12 protein-coding genes and 1 pseudogene are annotated in these 16,538 nt (G+C 72.0%); 11 read left to right on the top strand and 2 right to left on the bottom strand.

Going from position 1 to position 16,538, the window contains the following annotated elements:
- Positions 1-9: 9 nt before the first annotated feature.
- From P1P70_RS00230 to P1P70_RS00210, 4 genes are all read left to right on the top strand, one after another.
- Entirely contained in the window at positions 10-1,203 is a 1,194-nt protein-coding gene (locus P1P70_RS00230) for an alpha/beta hydrolase (RefSeq protein WP_319233481.1), read from the top strand.
- The gene (locus P1P70_RS00225) at positions 1,190-2,422 is read left to right on the top strand and encodes an acyltransferase (RefSeq protein WP_319233480.1); all 1,233 of its coding nucleotides are present in this window, start codon (positions 1,190-1,192) and stop codon (positions 2,420-2,422) included. Before P1P70_RS00230 ends, P1P70_RS00225 begins: the two co-directional genes overlap by 14 nt.
- A 321-nt stretch (positions 2,423-2,743) precedes the next feature.
- Positions 2,744-3,832: a LacI family DNA-binding transcriptional regulator gene (locus tag P1P70_RS00220; RefSeq protein WP_319233479.1), complete on the top strand. Its 1,089-nt coding sequence runs from the start codon at positions 2,744-2,746 to the stop codon at positions 3,830-3,832.
- A 922-nt stretch (positions 3,833-4,754) separates the two neighbouring features.
- Positions 4,755-5,972, top strand: a complete 1,218-nt coding sequence (locus P1P70_RS00210) for an acetylhydrolase (protein WP_319233478.1) — start codon at positions 4,755-4,757, stop codon at positions 5,970-5,972.
- 236 nt (positions 5,973-6,208) lie between these two features.
- Here P1P70_RS00210 and P1P70_RS00205 read toward each other — a convergent pair whose 3' ends face one another.
- On the bottom strand, positions 6,209-6,646 hold the full coding sequence (locus P1P70_RS00205) for an Lrp/AsnC family transcriptional regulator (protein ID WP_319233477.1): 438 nt from the start codon (positions 6,644-6,646) through the stop codon (positions 6,209-6,211).
- A 170-nt stretch (positions 6,647-6,816) separates the two neighbouring features.
- Between P1P70_RS00205 and P1P70_RS00200 the strand changes: the two are divergent.
- The 5 genes and pseudogenes from P1P70_RS00200 (at position 6,817) to P1P70_RS00180 (ending at position 12,557) form a co-directional block, all read left to right on the top strand.
- Positions 6,817-8,090, top strand: a pseudogene (locus tag P1P70_RS00200) (ArgE/DapE family deacylase).
- Positions 8,091-8,349: 259 nt separating this feature from the next.
- Positions 8,350-9,699: a hypothetical protein gene (locus P1P70_RS00195; protein ID WP_319233474.1), complete on the top strand. Its 1,350-nt coding sequence runs from the start codon at positions 8,350-8,352 to the stop codon at positions 9,697-9,699.
- A gap of 217 nt (positions 9,700-9,916) precedes the next feature.
- Entirely contained in the window at positions 9,917-11,545 is a 1,629-nt protein-coding gene (locus P1P70_RS00190) for an MFS transporter (protein WP_319233570.1), read from the top strand.
- 96 nt (positions 11,546-11,641) lie between these two features.
- Positions 11,642-12,163, top strand: coding sequence for a hypothetical protein (locus tag P1P70_RS00185; RefSeq protein WP_319233473.1), 522 nt, complete (start codon positions 11,642-11,644; stop codon positions 12,161-12,163).
- A 196-nt stretch (positions 12,164-12,359) separates the two neighbouring features.
- Positions 12,360-12,557, top strand: coding sequence for a hypothetical protein (locus tag P1P70_RS00180; protein WP_045560456.1), 198 nt, complete (start codon positions 12,360-12,362; stop codon positions 12,555-12,557).
- 1 nt (position 12,558) lies between these two features.
- Here the strand turns inward: P1P70_RS00180 and P1P70_RS00175 are convergent, their stop codons facing one another.
- Positions 12,559-13,974: a DUF2252 domain-containing protein gene (locus P1P70_RS00175; protein WP_319233472.1), complete on the bottom strand. Its 1,416-nt coding sequence runs from the start codon at positions 13,972-13,974 to the stop codon at positions 12,559-12,561.
- Positions 13,975-14,239: 265 nt separating this feature from the next.
- Here P1P70_RS00175 and P1P70_RS00170 point away from each other — a divergent pair, with 265 nt between their 5' ends.
- Together P1P70_RS00170 and P1P70_RS00165 are read left to right on the top strand one after the other, a co-directional pair.
- On the top strand, positions 14,240-14,950 hold the full coding sequence (locus P1P70_RS00170; RefSeq protein WP_319233471.1) for an HdeD family acid-resistance protein: 711 nt from the start codon (positions 14,240-14,242) through the stop codon (positions 14,948-14,950).
- A gap of 159 nt (positions 14,951-15,109) precedes the next feature.
- The gene (locus P1P70_RS00165) at positions 15,110-16,477 is read left to right on the top strand and encodes a hypothetical protein (protein ID WP_413471397.1); all 1,368 of its coding nucleotides are present in this window, start codon (positions 15,110-15,112) and stop codon (positions 16,475-16,477) included.
- Positions 16,478-16,538: the final 61 nt, after the last annotated feature.

The following is a 16,538-nucleotide window of genomic DNA, read 5'->3' as shown; positions in this document are numbered from 1 at the left end:
AGACACACCATGAGGCGTTTCAAGCGCACGCTGACCGCCTGCGCGCTGGTACTGGCGACGGTCGCGGGGACGGCGGGCTGGGCGGCGGGCGACGTACAGACCGCCGTCACGGGCCCGCCCCCGGGCACGGCGGCCTGGAAGGCCGACCAGGTGCTCGGCAGACCACTGCCGGACCCGGCGTCGGCCACGCCCGCACAGGTCGCACGGTTCTTCGCCGGGCTGACGGCGGCACAGCGGACGGAACTGGCCGAGCGCCACCCGCTCGTCGTGGGCGGCCTCGACGGCGCTCCGCCCGACCTCCGCCACGCCGCCAACGCCCGTGCCCTCACCGCCGGACGCGACCGCGAACTGGCCCGCGCCGCGGACCCGGAACAGCCCGAGGGCGTCCGACGCGAGGCCCGGGCCCGGGCGGCGACGTACGACTCACTCCTGACTCCCGGGCGCCGCGTCCTCGCCTTCGACCCACGCGGCCGGGGACAGGTCGCCGAGGTGTACGGGGACCTGCGGACCGCCCGCCGGATCGCGGTCGTCGTACCGGGCTCCGACACCGACCTCGCCTCGTACGACGCCGCGGCCGGCATGGCCCGCAACCTGCGCGCCGAGATGGCCCGGCGTTCCCCGGCGGACCACCCGGCGGTGATCGTGTGGGTCGGCTACACGACCCCGGTCGGCGTCGGCTGGGACGCCGCCACCGGGCACCTCGCGCGAGTGGGAGCCCCCCGGCTGCTCCGCTTCCTCGACGGACTGGCCGCGACCACCCACCCGGTGGCCCCACCCTCGGTGTTCTGCCACAGCTACGGCTCGGTGCTGTGCGGCGCCGCCGCCCCCCGCCTGACCGGGCGTCAGGCGTCCGACCTCGTGGCCGTGGCCTCGCCCGGAATGCGTCTCGAACACGCCGGTCAAGTCCCGGTCGGGAGACATGCCCGACTGTGGGCGACCGCCCGGAACGCGACCGACTGGATCCACCGGGTCCCTCCCGTCGAACTCTTCGGACTCGGCCACGGCGCGGACCCGGCCGACACCGGCTTCGGCGCCCGGGTCGTCTCCTCCGACCGGGCCGAGGGCCACACCGGCTACTTCGCCCCCGGCACCGCGTCCCTGGGCAACTACGCCGAGATCGCCGTCGGCGACTACACGGCCGTCACCTGCGCCCACCCGACCGGCGACACCCCTGCGAAGGACTGCCGTCGTGGCCTTCTCTGACCTCTCCGTCCTCTCCGCGGCCGCCGCCCGGATCGAGGCGCGCACCCCCACCGACCGCGACCGCGCACTCGACGGCCTGCGCGCCCTCGCCCTGCTCGCCGTCCCCGTGGGGCACTGGATGCTCGGCGGCCTCACCCTCGGCCCCGAGGGCGCGCTGCACAACACGAGCCCGCTCGCCACCTTCGGGTTCCTCGCCCCGGTCAGCTGGATACTGCAGATGCTCGGCATCTTCTTCCTGGTCGGCGGCTGCGCCTCCGCCCTGTCCCTGCGCCGCTCCGCCGGACGCGGAGTGCCCACCGGCGACTGGCTGCGCGGACGGCTGGCCCGGCTGGGCCGCCCCGTCCTCGGTGTCGCGGCGGTGTGGGCCGTGCTCCTGCCGGTGTCGTACGCCGCCGGGGTGCCGAACGCGACGCTGCGGACCGGGGCGGTGCTGGTCGTCCAGCCGCTGTGGTTCGTCGGCGTCTACGTGCTGGTGACGGCCCTCACGCCGTGGTGCGTGCGCGCCGCGCGGGCCTACGGAGGGTGGGCCGCCGTCCCCCTGCTCGGTTCGGTCGCCGTCGTGGACCTGCTGCGTCACGGCCCCTGGGCGGAGGCCATGCCGTCCTGGCTGGGCCTGCTCAACCTCGGGCCGGGCTGGCTGTTCGCGTACCAACTGGGCGTCTGCTGGGGCGAAGGGCGACTCGGGCGGCGCGGAGCCCGGCTGATGCTGCTCGGCGGCGGTGCGCTGTTCGCCGTGCTGCTCCTCGCCTTCCACTACCCGGTGAGCATGGTCGGCGTGCCGGGCGCGGGCCGCACGAACTCCCACCCGCCGTCCCTGCTCGTGCTCGCGCTGGCCTGTGTGCAGTGCGGCGCGGCGATCCTCCTGCGGGACCGGCTCGACGGTCTGCTGCGGCACCGGCGCGCCCTGTGGGCGGCGGTCGTGGCCGTCAACCTCTCCGCGATGACCATCTTCTGCTGGCACCAGACGGCCCTGCTCGCCCTGGCGGTACCCACGTCCCTCCTGGGCGCCCCGGTGCCCGGGCTCACCACGTCCCCGGACACCGCCGTCTGGATCCTCGCCCGGCTCGCCTGGCTGCCCCTCATCGCGGTCACGTTGCTGGTCCTGGGCCGCTTCACCCACCGCTTCGAAGCACCCTGGACCGGCATCCGGGGCCCCCGCCGAGCGGCGGTGGCGGTACTGGCGGGGGTCTTCGCCTGCTACGCCCTGGCGGTCGTCTGACCGAGGCCGCGTCCGTCCCGCGCGACACCGGGCGCGGCCCCCGCCCGTCGAGGTCAGGCCGTGCCGTCCGGCGCGTGGAGGCGCTCGTACTCCTCATGCCGCAGGGACAGGTGGACCCCCGGCTCCGTGGTGCGAAAGTATCGCGGTCGATGTGGTGCCCATCGAGGTCTCGCGGTGCGGGGCACGAGGTCGTATGGGCAGCTCGGAGCGGGTATGCGGAGCGCATGCGGGGTTTCTCGAAAAGACGAAAGCTCGGGCTATACTTTCGCTCCCCTGGGCCACGGCGGCGAATCCGGCGGCCTTGACCGTGAGGGGTGCCAGATGACCGCTCCACTGGGTGAGGGGACGGGACCGAGGGCCGTGCCGGACAAGCGATCAGAAGAACAACCTGCGACGGAAGAGACCCGCGGGGGCGGGCCGCCCGCGGTCACCATCGCCTACATCGCCGAGTCCGCCGGCGTCTCCATCCCCACCGTGTCGAAGGTGCTCAACGGCCGGTCCGGTGTGTCGGACGCAACCCGGGCGCGCGTCGAGGAACTGATCCACCGGTACGGCTACCGCAAGCCGCCCAAGAGCCGCAGCAACCTCGTGGAGCTGGTCTTCCGCGAGCTGGAGAGCATGTGGGCCGTGGAGATCATCCGCGGCGTCGAAAGGGCCGCGCGCAGGAACAAGGTCAGTGTCCTGGTGTCGGAGTTCGGTCTGCAGGACCCGCCGACGCCGACCAGGACCATCAACGACACCGTGGGGCGTCGTCCGCAGTGCGTCCTGTCGGTGTCGCAACTGTCGGCGGAGGAACGGGACCAGCTGTCGGCCAAGGGCATTCCGTTCGTGGTCTTCGACCCGAACGAGGAACTCCCCGACGACGTCCCGTTCGTCGGTGCCACCAACTGGAGAGGCGGCCAGGCCGCGACCCGGCACCTGATCGAACTGGGCCACCGGCGCATCGCCATGATCAGCGGACCCGATCACCCCTTCTGTCTCGCGCGGATGGCCGGCTACACCTCCGCGCTCACCGAAGCCGGCCTGCCGGTCGATCCCGACCTGGTGGTCAAGACCCTCCTCACCCGCGAGGACGGCTGCACGGCGGCCCGTGAGCTGCTCTCCCGGACCGACCGCCCCACCGCCGTCTTCACCGCGAACGACATGCAGGCTCTCGGCGTCTACCAGGCCGCGCGCGAGCTCGGGTTGAGCATCCCGCAGGACCTGAGTGTGGTGGGTTTCGACGACGTACCAGCCGTGGCCTGGGTGGACCCGCCCCTGACCACCGTCCACCAGCCGCTGGCCGAGATGGCGGTCGCCGCCACCGAACTCGCCCTGGCACTGGGCCGTGGCGATGACGTGCCCCAGGTCGGACTGGAGATCGCGACCACACTCACCGTCCGGGAGTCCACGGCCGCGCCGAAGAGCTGAGAGGACCGGAGAGCGCCCCGGGTGCCAGGTACGGCACCCGGGACGAGGGCGGTCAGACGACGCTCCCCGTCACCGAACCTCCTGACCTCGGCACGCGGTACGTCACGGTTCCCCGGATGGTCGGGGCGGAAGGCCTCGTTGAACTCCCGGTAGGGCGTCCAGTCGGTCGGACCGGCGTTGCCGCCGCCCGCGTACGTGGCCTCCACGGTCGCCAGCAGGTCACCCCGGTATCGGCAGTCGTTGTTCGTGTCCTCGACGGACTGCGCGGCCGGGCCGTGGAGATGGACTGCGGCATGCAGATCAAGAAGTATCCCAACCTGGCCGCCGTGCCCACCGGTGCGTGGCAGGCCGGGGCCTGGGGCGACAAGCTCTACGGGCTGCGGTTCAACTCGTGACTCATGGCGGCGGCCCTTTCCTCGGCCTTTCGGCGCATCGAAGCGCTTCGCTTGGCTGCGAACGTTCATGAGAAGCTTCTCGCGAAATAAGAGGCATGGGGCCAAGAAACTTTCTTACGTCCGCGTCATTGACAGTGCATCCCGACGCTGGCTGCGTCGAAGCGCTTCAACACTCCGCAACGCCTGCTGGGATTCGCGTGCGATCTCCGTTTCTGCCCGGCGCATGGGGAGCAAGCGCCCGGCCGATGTGCGGCGCCCCTGGTCCGCCGCTGCCGCTCTTTCGGTGACGAACGACTGCCTTGCCGACACGTCCGGAGGGATGCCACGGGTCATCCTCTGGATGGCAATCGGTGGGCCGATGAGCGCCCGGAGGGTCAATCGGTGGGCGGATGCGACCCGAGTGAGGCGCGTGACAGCGTTCCGTCCGTGCTCATGGACCGCCGGGTTCGGCTTCCGTGGTGCATTCGATGATCAGAGCACCCTGGGGAGGGTCCGTGACCACCATGCCATTCACACGCCGAGACAGGATGACGCGCCGCCGCGTGCTGGGAGCCGTGCTCGGTGCGGGGGTTGCCGTGCCGCTCGCGTCCGCGGCCCCCGCCTGGGCCGGCCCGGGCCCGTCCGTCCGGGGGAGCGATACGGCCCCGCCCGGCTCGGCCCCGGCGCGGCTCGCACTGCCGGAGCCCACCGGCCCGCACCCGGTGGGCACGGTGGAGTTGCACCTCGTCGACACCGCGCGCCCCGATCCCGGAGCGGGCCCCGGCCGTCACCGGCAGCTGATGGCCAGCGTCTGGTATCCCGCCCGTGGCGACGTCGATCGGTACCCGCGCGTGCCGTGGATGCCCGCCGGTGTGTTGCGAACGCTGCTGGCCTCCGCGGGCTTCCCGCCCGACGCCGCTCTGGCCCCGTTGACGGCCGGCCACAAGGGCGCGCCGGCGCACCGCACGGGACGGGGCCTGCCGGTGATCGTGTACTCGCACGGCGCGGGCAGTCACCGCTCCGACCACACCGTCATCGTGCAGGAGCTCGCCAGCCACGGCTACGTCGTGGTGACGGTGGATCACCTCAACGACGCGTTCAGCCAGCTGCCCGACGGCCGGGTGGTGACCCCGATCAGGGACGAACCGCTGTACGCGGTGGACTACGCCACGGACGTCCGTTTCGTTCTCGACCGCGTCGAGCAACTCGCCGCCGGACACAGCCCCCACACCGGGCACCACCCGCTGCCGGCCGGGTTGTGCGAGGCCCTCGATGTGTCGCGCATCGGTATGTTCGGCTGGTCGAAGGGCGGCACGGCCACCGCCTGCGTCATGCTGGCAGACCGGCGCGTACGGGCCGGTCTGAGCCTGGACGGACCCATGCGGCCCGGACCGACGCAGCCCACGGTCACCACCGACCTGGACCGGCCCTTCATGATGATGACCGCCGGATTCACCCGCGCCGACGACCCGAACGTAGCTGTGTTCTGGTCCCACTTGAAGGACTGGCGACTCAACCTCCAGGCCGACGGCGCGACTCATCAGTCCTACGGCGACACCCAGGTGCTCATGCCCCAGTTGTCGAAGCTGGTCGGCATGAGCGACGAAGACCTGCGGGACTGGATCGGCACCCTCTCCCCGGCCAGGGCCGTGAAGATCCAGCAGGCCTACCCCCTCGCCTTCTTCGACCGGCACCTGCGCCACAAGCACGGCCACCTGCTCGACGGACCTTCGCGGTCCTTCCCCGAGGTGCGGTACCTGCCGTAGGGATGCGTACGGACCGGCGGTGCAACAGGGGTCCTCCGCGGGCAGCACCGAGGGCCGAACTCCTCGGCCCGGTCCTATGACCCGGCTGGCTCTCCAGGTCTCCTACGACGACGGCCGCGCCGTCACCCAGTCCGTCATACGGGGCTACCGGATCGCCACCGTGCACTGACCCTGCACGACGGCGCCCGCGTGGGGGGCCTCTACAGAAGGGGGCCCGGGCCTGTCCCTGGGGTCGATCACACGCGAGGCCGGTTCAACAGCCGGGAGAGCACGATGGCGCTTTCGGTCCGTTCGACAGGAGCTGTGGCGCGCACGCGCTGGATGGCCTGTTCCAGGTGGTGGATGTCTCTGGCGAGCATGTGGACGACTGCGTCGGCGGCGCCGGAGACGGTACAGGCTTCGACGACCTCGGGGATGCCCTCCAGTGCTCGGCGCAGTTCGGCGGGGGTGGGGTTGCCGGTGCAGTAGATCTCGACGAAAGCCTCGGTGTGCCAGGCCAATGCCTGAGGGTCGATGAGAGCGGTGTAACCGCGGATCGCGCCTGTGGCCTCCAAGCGGCCGAGACGCCGCTTGGCGGCGGGCGCGGACAGCCCGGCAGCCTTGCCGATCTGGGCGTACGTGGCACGTGCGTGGTGCAGCACGTAGCGGATGATCGCTTCATCGATGGCGTCCATGACCCCACTCCAGACGTCGGAACCTGTGGCGCGGCGCAAGTATTTGCCATGAGCCCACCGACATTGCAAGAAATCGACAGTAGGCAGCAGCGAATGGCGATTGCTTGCGTTGTCGGCCCGAACATAGTCTCCGGCTTGTCCCGATGTCACGTGCCTGGAGCAGTGTTGAGATGACAGCAAGCCTGAGCGGTGTGGAAGCCTCGGCACTGGCCGCCGTGGACGAGGCGGCCATCGGCCGGCTGCTGCTGGAACTTCTCTCTGTTCCGAGCGTGACGGGGAGCGCCGCCGAGTCCGAGCTCCAGCATGTCCTGGCCCGGCATCTGGAGCGGATGGACCTCGATGTCGACCTGTGGTCCATGAACCTGCCCGAGCTACGTGCCCATCCCGATTTTCCCGGCAGCGAGGCCCCGCGCACGGAATCGTGGGGCCTGGTGGGCGGCACGCGGCCGCAGGGCGACGGGCCGACCCTGGTCCTCCAGGGGCACGTCGACGTCGTCCCTTCCGGAGACCTGGCGCGATGGCAGGGCGACCCCTTCCGTCCCCGGGTCACCGAGGACGTGGTCCACGCACGGGGAGCGTGCGACATGAAGGCGGGCGTGGTGGCGATACTCGCCGCCCTGGCCGCGATACGCCGAGCGGGCGCGAAGCTGCGCGGCCAGGTGTCCGCGCACTTCGTGGTCAGCGAGGAGGACGGGGGGCTCGGAGCGTTCGGAACCCTCGAACGCGGCCACACCGGTGATGCCTGCATCATCACGGAACCGACCAGCGGCGCGCTCATGACCGCGAACGCCGGCGCCCTGACGTTCCGTATCGAGGTGCCCGGCCGCGCCACCCACGGCAGCACCAGATACGTGGGGGTGAGCGCCGTCGACGCCTACCTGCCCATCCACCGCGCGCTCGCCCGTCTCGAGGCCCGCCGCAACACCGGCGCCGGCCCCCTGATGGCCGAATACCCCATTCCCTACCCGCTGTCCGTGGGTACCGTCCGGGCCGGCGACTGGGCCAGCAGCGTGCCCGACCTGTTGGTGGCCGAGGGAAGACTCGGTGTCCGGCTGGGCGAGGATCCGGCACAGGCGCGCACGAACTGGAGGTGTGCGTGGCCGAAGCCTGCGCGGACGATCCGTGGCTGCGCACCCACCCCGCCACGGTGACGTGGCCCGGAGGCCAGTTCGCCAGCGGACGGCTGCCCGCCGGACACCCGCTCGCGGCCCTGGTCGGGGACGCGCACGCCGACGTCACCGGCGGCCCACGCCCGCCGGAGCGAGGCGCTCCCTACGGCAGCGACCTGCGGTTGTACTCCGGGGCGGGCATCCCCACGCTGCAGTACGGCCCCGGCGACGTACGCCTCGCGCACGGCCCGCAGGAACAGGTCCGCGTCAGTGAAATCGTCACCGTCACCCGGGCGCTGGTACTCGCCACGCTGCGGACAGTCGGCGCCGAGTAGTACCGCCGGCACCCCGCCCCTTCTGGACGACGTACCGCCGGGCGCTGCCGCTGCCCTGACCTCGACCGAGATCTTGGGCCCGTCGCAGCGCCGCCGTCCAGCGCTTCTCGACCCAGCACGAAGCGCCCGCCCGCGCCGACGACACCGATCACGGGCCCGCGGGCTACGTCTTCACCGAGAGCCCCGTGCCGTTGTTGTGTGGGATGATCGGCCGCATGATCAAAGCTCCGGCACGGAAGGGCGGCCTCCGCCCCGGCCGATGACGTGGCCGGACGAGGCCGTGGCCCACGGCACCGCCACCACACCCGCCCACCCCGCCCGTATCGCACTCTTCGAGGCGGTACGCGCCGACCGCACGGGCCCCATCGCCACCCGGCTGCTCCAACTCGCCCACGCCGACACCCCCTTCGTACGCCGAGAGGCCTTGAACCTCCTCGACAGCATGGCCCACGAACGGCCATGGCCGGCAGCCGTCAATGCCGCAGTGGCCCGGCTCAGTGACCCCGACGAGGAGGTACGGCGCCGAGCCGCCTGCCTCTTCGGCTACCGCGGGCAGCCCGACCTGGTTCTCGCGGCCCTCGGCGAACTCACCGACCCTGTCGTGCGCACCATCCTGGCCAGGGCGCTCGGCTCGACCACCGCCCACCTGACGGATGACGACCTCGCGTCGGTCCGCTTCCTCGCCCACCTGGAGACGCTGCGGGCGGCGCCACCCACGCGATGGCGCTCCCTGGACGCCGCGCTCCTCGACGACGTCCGGGAGGCCGCGCACCACCTGGAGGACATCGGGCACATCTGGGGCCAGGCCCTGTACGGACTGAGGCGCGAGCACGACACCTACGCCCTCGTCGGCCGGCTCCTCGCCGACCCCGTCACCCGGGACATCGGCGCCGACCTTGCCCGCGAGGCGTGCCACGACTGGCGGGCGGCCCCGGTCAGGCTGCTGCCACTGCTCGTCCAGCACCGCGGCCAGTCGGTCACCCCGGCTCTTGGCGCGGCCCTCACGACAGCCTCGATCTCCGAGGCGGCGATACGGACGCACGGAAGTCTCCTCACCGAAATCCCCTGCACACCGTCCCCGAGAGCGCGCCGGATGCCGTCCACCGCGCCGGCCTACGACAGCGCAACCGCCGCCGCGGTCCTCACCGCCAAGCCCGTGGGCCTCACCCGCCTCGCTCACACCTCCGAGATCTTCGGGGCCCTCATGGACGCCGGGCCGCTGACCTTCCGGCAGGCGGCCCAGTTGTACAACCTGACCTTCCGTCGCCCCGGCCGGTCACAGGCGGAGTGTGCCCCTCTGTGGCTGCGGCACGCCGGTCCTTCCGCACTGCCACGGCTGCTCGCCCTCATGACACCGCACCTGGCCGACTACGCGATCGGTGAGTACTACCTGGCGGGCCTCGCCCGGATGGGCGGCCACGCGCGCGCCGCACTGCCGGCCGTGACGGCGCTGATCGACAGACGTACCCGCATCCCCGTCAACGACTCCACCCGCGACGCCGAGATGAGACTGGACGAAAGCCTTCTGGCCGCCGCACTCAGAACCCGTCGCGCGATTGTTGCGGAGCGCCCTGCCGGTCGAAACTCCCCGGATTCTCCCCAGGGCTGATCGCGGACGTCTCCGAGGTCGTCTCCGGGACCGCGAGCAGCTGTTGTGGTGACCGGCTCGGCGCTCACGCGGGCGCGGGCCCTCGGCCGTGCGGTGGCTGCCTCGCCCGTGGCGGGTGAGGCGGGGGAAGGGCTTCTGAGCTGCGATAGAGGTGGCGAACGGGTCGCCGCCGGTCACCCCCGTCGGGGTGCCGGGTCCAGTCGGCGAGGTGGTGGCCGTGAAGCAGTGGCGGGCTCTGATCGTGCTCGGGACGGCGCAGTTCCTGATGGTGCTGGACACGTCCGTCATGAATGTCTCGATCAGCCAACTGGTCGACGACTTCGACACCGAGGTCACTGCCATCCAGGCCGTCATCACGCTGTACGCGCTGGTCATGGCCGCCTTCATGATCATCGGCGGCAGGTTCGGTGACATCCTCGGCCGTCGCAGGCTCTTCTTCCTCGGCCTGGTGGTCTACGGCACCGGCTCGGCCCTGACCGCCGTCGCGCCCACCCTGTGGGTCCTCGCCCTCGGCTGGTCGGTCATCGAGGGTCTCGGCGCCGCGATGGTGCTGCCGGCCATGGCAGCGCTCGTCGCCGAGTCCTACCGGGGCCGGGACCGGGCCGTCGCCTACGGCGTCATCGGCGGCCTCGCCGGGGCCGGGATCGCCGTCGGCCCGCTGCTCGGCGGCTGGGTGACGACGTACCTCACCTGGCGGCTGGTCTTCGCCGGTGAGGTCCTGGTCGTCGTGGCCGTGCTGTGCTTCCGCCGCGCGATCACCGAAGCACCCCGGACCGGGACCCGGCCCTCGATGGACGGTGTCGGCGCCGTGCTGTCGGCGGCGGGCCTCGGTCTCGGCGTGCTCGGTGTGCTGCAGAGCAGTACCTGGGGCTGGGTGCAGCCCCGCAACCCGCCGTTCACCGTCATGGGCTTCGCCCCGACCCTCTTCGTCATCGGCGCCGGGGTGCTCGTCCTGGCCGCCTTCGCGCGTTGGGAGCATCGACGGGCCGCCCATGGCGCCGAACCCCTGGTCCACCTGCCCCTTCTGCACCGGCCCCCGCTGCGGTCGGGTCTGCTGGCCCTGCTCAGCCAGAACCTGATCCTGCTCGGGCTGTTCTTCACCATCCCGCTCTACCTCCAGGTCGTGCAGGGCTTCGACGCCTTCCAGACCGGACTGCGGCTGCTCCCGGTGTCCGTCACCATGCTCGCGGCCTCCCTGGTCGCCTCCCGGCTGGGCCGACGGGCCGGTCCGCGCCGGGTGGTGCGGCTGGCCCTGGTGACGCTGGCCGGGGCCATCGTGTGGCTGCTGTCCACCATCGACCCCGTCATCGACGACACCCAGTTCGCGCTGGCCATGGCACTGCTCGGCATCGGCATGGGGCTGCTCGCCTCGCAACTGGGCAACGTGGTGCAGTCCAGCGCGGGAGAAGAAGAACGCAGCGAGGTCGGCGGACTGCAGTTCACGGCCCAGAACCTGGGGTCCGCCCTCGGCACCGCGCTCATCGGATCGCTGCTCATCGGCGCCCTGGCCCACGCCTTCACCTCCCAGGTCGAGGACGACCCGGCGCTGTCGCGGGAGGCCAAACAGCAGACCAGTGTCGCTCTCCAGGCCGGGATCAGCTTCGTCCCCACCGATCAGGTGCGCACGGCGGCCGAGCGTGCCGGGCTGTCACCCTCCGAGGTCGACGCCCTCGCCGACTCCTACGCCTCGGCCCAGCTGGACGGCCTGAAGGCGGCGATCCTCGCCACCGGCGGCATCACCCTCGCCGCGTTCCTGGTCACCCCACGACTGCCGGGCGGACGGTCCGACCGTCCGATGCCACCCGGTACCGGGGCCCCGTCCGCTCCGCGCCACTCGGAACACTGAGGCGGCGGCGGGCACAGGAACAGGGCATGGAACTGCCACCGGAGGCGGTGACCGGGGCGTTCCCAACCGGCGTCGGCATGAGAGGAGGCAGGGGAGATGTCCACGAGCAGGCGAGCCGCGTCCCGCGACGGGCACGGCGCGGAGCGACGGGCCCGCGCCGACTACACCGGCGGTGTCTACGGTTCGATGCTCGCCTCCTCCGTGATCATCGGTGCCGGGACCCTGGGGGACTTCCCCCGCCTCGAACTCGTTCTTCTGCTGCTGCTCACCGGGCTGGTGTTCTGGATCGCACATGTGCACGCCCAACTGTTCGGGGCTCGGCTCGCGCAACGGCACCCGGACCGCCGGATCGTGCTGGAGGTGTGCCGTGACGAGTGGCCGATCGCCAAGGCCTCGGTCCCGCCGGCCGCCGCCGTCGCGGTCAGCCCGCTCCTCGGCCTCGATGTGCCGGGCGCCCTCTGGCTGGGTCTCGCGGTGGCCGTGGCCGGACAGGTGGGCTGGTCGGTGGCGGCGGCCCGCCGGGTCCACGCCCCCTGGGGCCTGGTCGCCGTCACTGCCTCGGTGAACCTGCTGCTCGGCCTCCTGATCATCGCGTTCAAGCTCTACCTGACCCATTGACTCACCTCCCCGGGGTGAGGCCGGGCCGGTGCCGCAGGACCGACGATCGAAGAGACGACGTACGAAGAGAAGACGCACGAAGAGACGACGATCGAAGACGTCGAAGAGCAGACGTCGAAGAGCAGACGTCGAAGAGCAGTCGGTCGAAAAGAAGGGGCGTAGCCCGCCCGTAGCCGGCCATGGGGGTACACCGCTCATGCGCTACGAGATCCGCGTCGACGGAAAGCTGTCGAAGGCGCTGACCGGTGCCTTCCCCGAGCTGGACCATGTGGTGATGTCCGGCCACACCGTCCTGTTCGGGCACGTCGTCGACGAGGCGCATCTGTACGGGCTGCTGGCCCGCTGCCAGTCCCTGGGGCTGCGCGTCCTGGAGATGCGTCAGCTGCCGGAGTGAGTCAGAGGTTCTCGGCGCGGACCCGGCCCGTGTGCGCGGCCACGCCCAACGCCTCGAAGTCCCGCTCGTTCCGGTCGGCGTAGGACTGCGCGAACTCGGCGAGCGCCCGGTCGAAGCGGTCGCTGCCGCCCAGGTACGCGGCGATGGCGACGGGGTCGCCGGAGCGGGCGTGGGCCCGCGCCAGGCCGGCGCCGCACACCCGGGCGAAGAGCCGCAGCAGGGCCGGATCCCAGGTCTCCGGGCGCGCGATGCCCTTCCAGTCACGCAACTGCCGTACGTAGAAGTCCCGTTCGCGCCCGTCGAGACCGAGGACATGGGTCCAGCCTAGGAAGATGTCGCTCGTGGTCTGCATCAGCCGCTGCCCCGACACCACCCGGCGGCCCTGGTTGTCGTAGTTGTCGCCGCCGAGCTGCGCGGACAGGACGGACTCCTGAGCCTCCTTGGCCTGGAGCAGCAGCGGGTCGGTGTCGTCACGGCCGAGCAGCAGCACGATCCAGCACCGCGTTCCGACGCTGCCGACGCCCACCACCTTCCGGGCCATGTCGACCACGTGGTAGCGGCGCAGCAGATGCCGGCGCTCGGACGACAGGGTCCGTGCGTACCGGTCCAGCACGTTCCGCAGCTCCTTCTCCTGATTCTCCACGGCGGAGTCCGCCAGCAGGTCCCGGAGCGGGGTGATCAGCGGAGCGTCGGGGGCGATCCGACGGCCCTCGGCCGTGACCCGGGTCAACTTCTCGAAGGCCTGGAGATGGGTGCGCGTACGGGCCTTCGCGGTCGCCTCGGCCGTACGGCGTCTGCTCTTCCTGTCCATCGACGAGGCCATCAGCTCCCGCAGCCGGTCGGCGTCGTCCTGGGCGTACCAGATGTCCAGGGTGGGCATGCCGGCGAACTCGCGCATGCGGCGCCGGTACGTCTTCACGCACGTCCGTACCGCCCTGTCCTGCTCCTCGGTCGAGAAGCCGTTGGCCCGGCCCGCGATGACGAAGCTGGCCGCCAGCCGTTTCACGTCCCATTCGAACGGACCGGCCAGGGTCTCGTCGAAGTCGTTGATGTCGAAGACGAGATGGCGTTCGGGTGAGGCCAGCAGCCGGAAGTTGAGCAGATGGGCGTCACCGCAGAGCTGCACGGTCAGACCGGTGTTGGGGAGGGGCCCGAGATCGGACGCCATGACGGCCGCCGCGCCCCGGTAGAAACGGAACGGGGATTCGAGCATCCGGCCGTAGCGGATGGGCACCAACTCCGGTACGCGCGTGACCGACTGACGATCAATCACCTCGATCGGGTCGGTCCGGTGGGCGTCCGCGTCCGACTCGAACCAGCCGTGGCAGGACCGCGACGCGCGTTTGCGCGCCTCCCGTCCGTGCGCCGCCCTCTCGGCCACGGTCGATGACGCCGTGGATGCGCTGGCACTCGTCATGACACACACCTCCTGAACCGCCGGCCCGGCGTACCGTCCACCCTCCTCGGCCCCGTTGCGTACGGGGATCACCCGCCGGGGGTGATGCCCGCGGGCGGGGAGGGGCGGGACGCTGGCCCGGTGAGGTCACCGCGTACCGCCGTGCGTCGGCGGCGCGGAAGCGGCCCGCTCGGCGCGAGGACGCGATGCGAGAGGACGCGATGCGAGAGGACGCGATGCGCGACGCGAAGACGCGACGCGAGACGCGAGGACGCGAGGAGGAGCCATGACCGAGTCTCCTGGCCCGCCACCGCGTACCGGGGCGGACGATTACAGGCCTGGTGGGACCGACCCCGGGCCCGGCGAGGCGGACCGTCCGCCCGGCGGGGGCGCCTCCTCAGTGTCGGGTGATCCGGCGGAGGTGCTGGGGAGGGTCGGCCGGTCCTGGAAGTGGATCCTCGGATCGGCGCTGGCCACGCTCGTGCCGGGTGTCATCCTCCTGGTCTGGCCGGACGGGACCCTGCACGTCATCGCGGTCCTGCTCGGGCTGTACCTGCTCGCGATCGGGGCGTTCCGGTTCGTCGACGTGTTCGCCCGGGAAGAGCCGGGCGAGCGGCTGCCCGGGCTGCTCCTCGCGCTGCTGTACGTGCTGGCCGGTGTCCTGTGCCTGCGGAACCCGCTGCAGACCATCACGGCGCTCTCGCTGATCGTGGGGATCGTCTGGCTGGCCGGCGGCATCCTGACGCTCTACACCGCTCTCGCCGCCAAGAACCTCCCCCACCGGGGCTTCGTCCTCGGCGTGGCGGTGCTCGGCATCGTCGCGGGGATCGTGGTCCTGGTGCTGCCGGCCGAGTCGGCCACGGCACTGACCCGCCTGCTCGGCCTGTGGCTCGTCCTGCTCGGCCTGGCCGAGGCGACGGTCGCCCTCGCCTGGCGGGCCGCCCTCCGCCGGGCGGCCCTCACGGGCTCCCGCGCACCGACCACGGGCGCCGTCTGAGCCTCCCGCACACCCCGAGGAGAAGCCATGGTCCCGGGCAACGACGCCGTACCCCCACCGAACTCCGACCCGCCCGGCAGCCCCGGCCCGCCCGGCAGCCCCGGCCCGAGGGACGAAACCGGCTCGGCCGCCGGCGCCGTACCGGACGGTGGATCCGGTATGGCCGGTGGTGCCCGTCCGGACGGTGAATCCGGTCCGGCCGGGGGCGCCGTACCCGGCGCTGAGGGCGGTGGGCACCCGCTCAGCTCCGAGGAGCGTGCCGAGTACGAGCGGTTGCGGCGGCACGCCGGGGTGCGGCACCGGCGGCTGCGCAAGGCGGGGGCCGCTGTTCTGCTCGTGGTGACCCTGCTGCTCGCGCCCCTCGCCGTCGTCGCGGCCTGGGTGGAGGACACCGTCGCCGACACCGACCGGTACGTCGAGACGGTCGCCCCGCTGGCGTCCGACCCGGCGGTCCAGAACGTGGTGATCGAGCGGCTGACCGACGAGGTCGTCAAGAACGTGGACGTCAAGGCGGTGACGGACGCCCTCACGAAGGTGCTCGCCGACAACGGCGCGCCGCCGCAGGTCGTGGCCGGCGCCGGGGCCCTCGACGGCCCGCTGCGCTCCGTCGTGCGGACCGTCGTGGACCGCAACGTCACCCGCGTCATCACCAGCGAGCTCTTCCGGCAGGTCTGGGAGGGCTCCAACCGGCAGGCGCACGCGGCCGTGGTGCACATGCTCACCGGCGAGCGGGAGGGCGCGCTGCGCGCCACCGGCGACACGATCCAGCTCGATGTCGGCGCCGTCGTCGACCAGGTGCGGGAGCGCCTCGTGGACGCGGGCTTCGACAAGGCCGCCGCCATCCCCGACAGCGACCGGACGGTCACCCTGTTCCACACCGACGAACTGGGCAAGGCCCAGGACGCCATGCGGCTGCTGAACATCCTGGGCACCTGGCTGCCCGTCATCACGATCGCCCTCGCCGCCCTGGCGGTGTGGACCGCCCCCGGCCACCGGGTGATGCTGCTGATCACGTCGCTCGGCCTCAGCCTGATGATGGGGGTGCTGCTCGTTTCGCTGGCCGTCGTCCGCCGCATCTACCTGGACGCCGTACCCTCCGCGACCCTGCCGCCCGACGCCGCGGCGGCCGTCTTCGACACCTTCCTGCGCTTCCTGCGCGACAGTACGCGCACCCTGCTCGTCGTCTTCCTGGCCACCGCCCTCGCCGCCTACCTGTACGGTCCCGGGCGGGTCGCCCGTCGGGTACGGGCCCTGGCCCGGCGCGGAACCACGGCGGCCGGACGGTCGCTGCACAGCGCGGGAGTGAGCACCGGGCGCACCGGACGCGGCCTGGCGGCCCACCCTCGCTGGACCACCGGCGTCGTCCTCGGGGCGGGCGCGCTGGCCCTGCTGCTCTGGAACCGCCCCACGGTCGGCGCGGTCGTCCTCGTCGCCGTCCTGGTCATGGCCGTACTGGCGCTGGTGGCGGTGGTCGCCGCCGCGGCGGATCCCGCCCCGGACGAGGCCGGTCTCACCCGCCCGGGGTGAGGCCGCCCGGCTCCGGTCGTGCGCATGCTGAGACCGGCGCCGCCCGTGGTGCCACGGGCGG

Source organism: Streptomyces sp. MB09-02B, assembly GCF_033794485.1.
GTDB lineage: Bacteria > Actinomycetota > Actinomycetes > Streptomycetales > Streptomycetaceae > Streptomyces.
The sequence above is the reverse complement of the archived record's forward strand: the minus strand, read 5'-3'. Positions and strand labels throughout refer to the sequence as shown.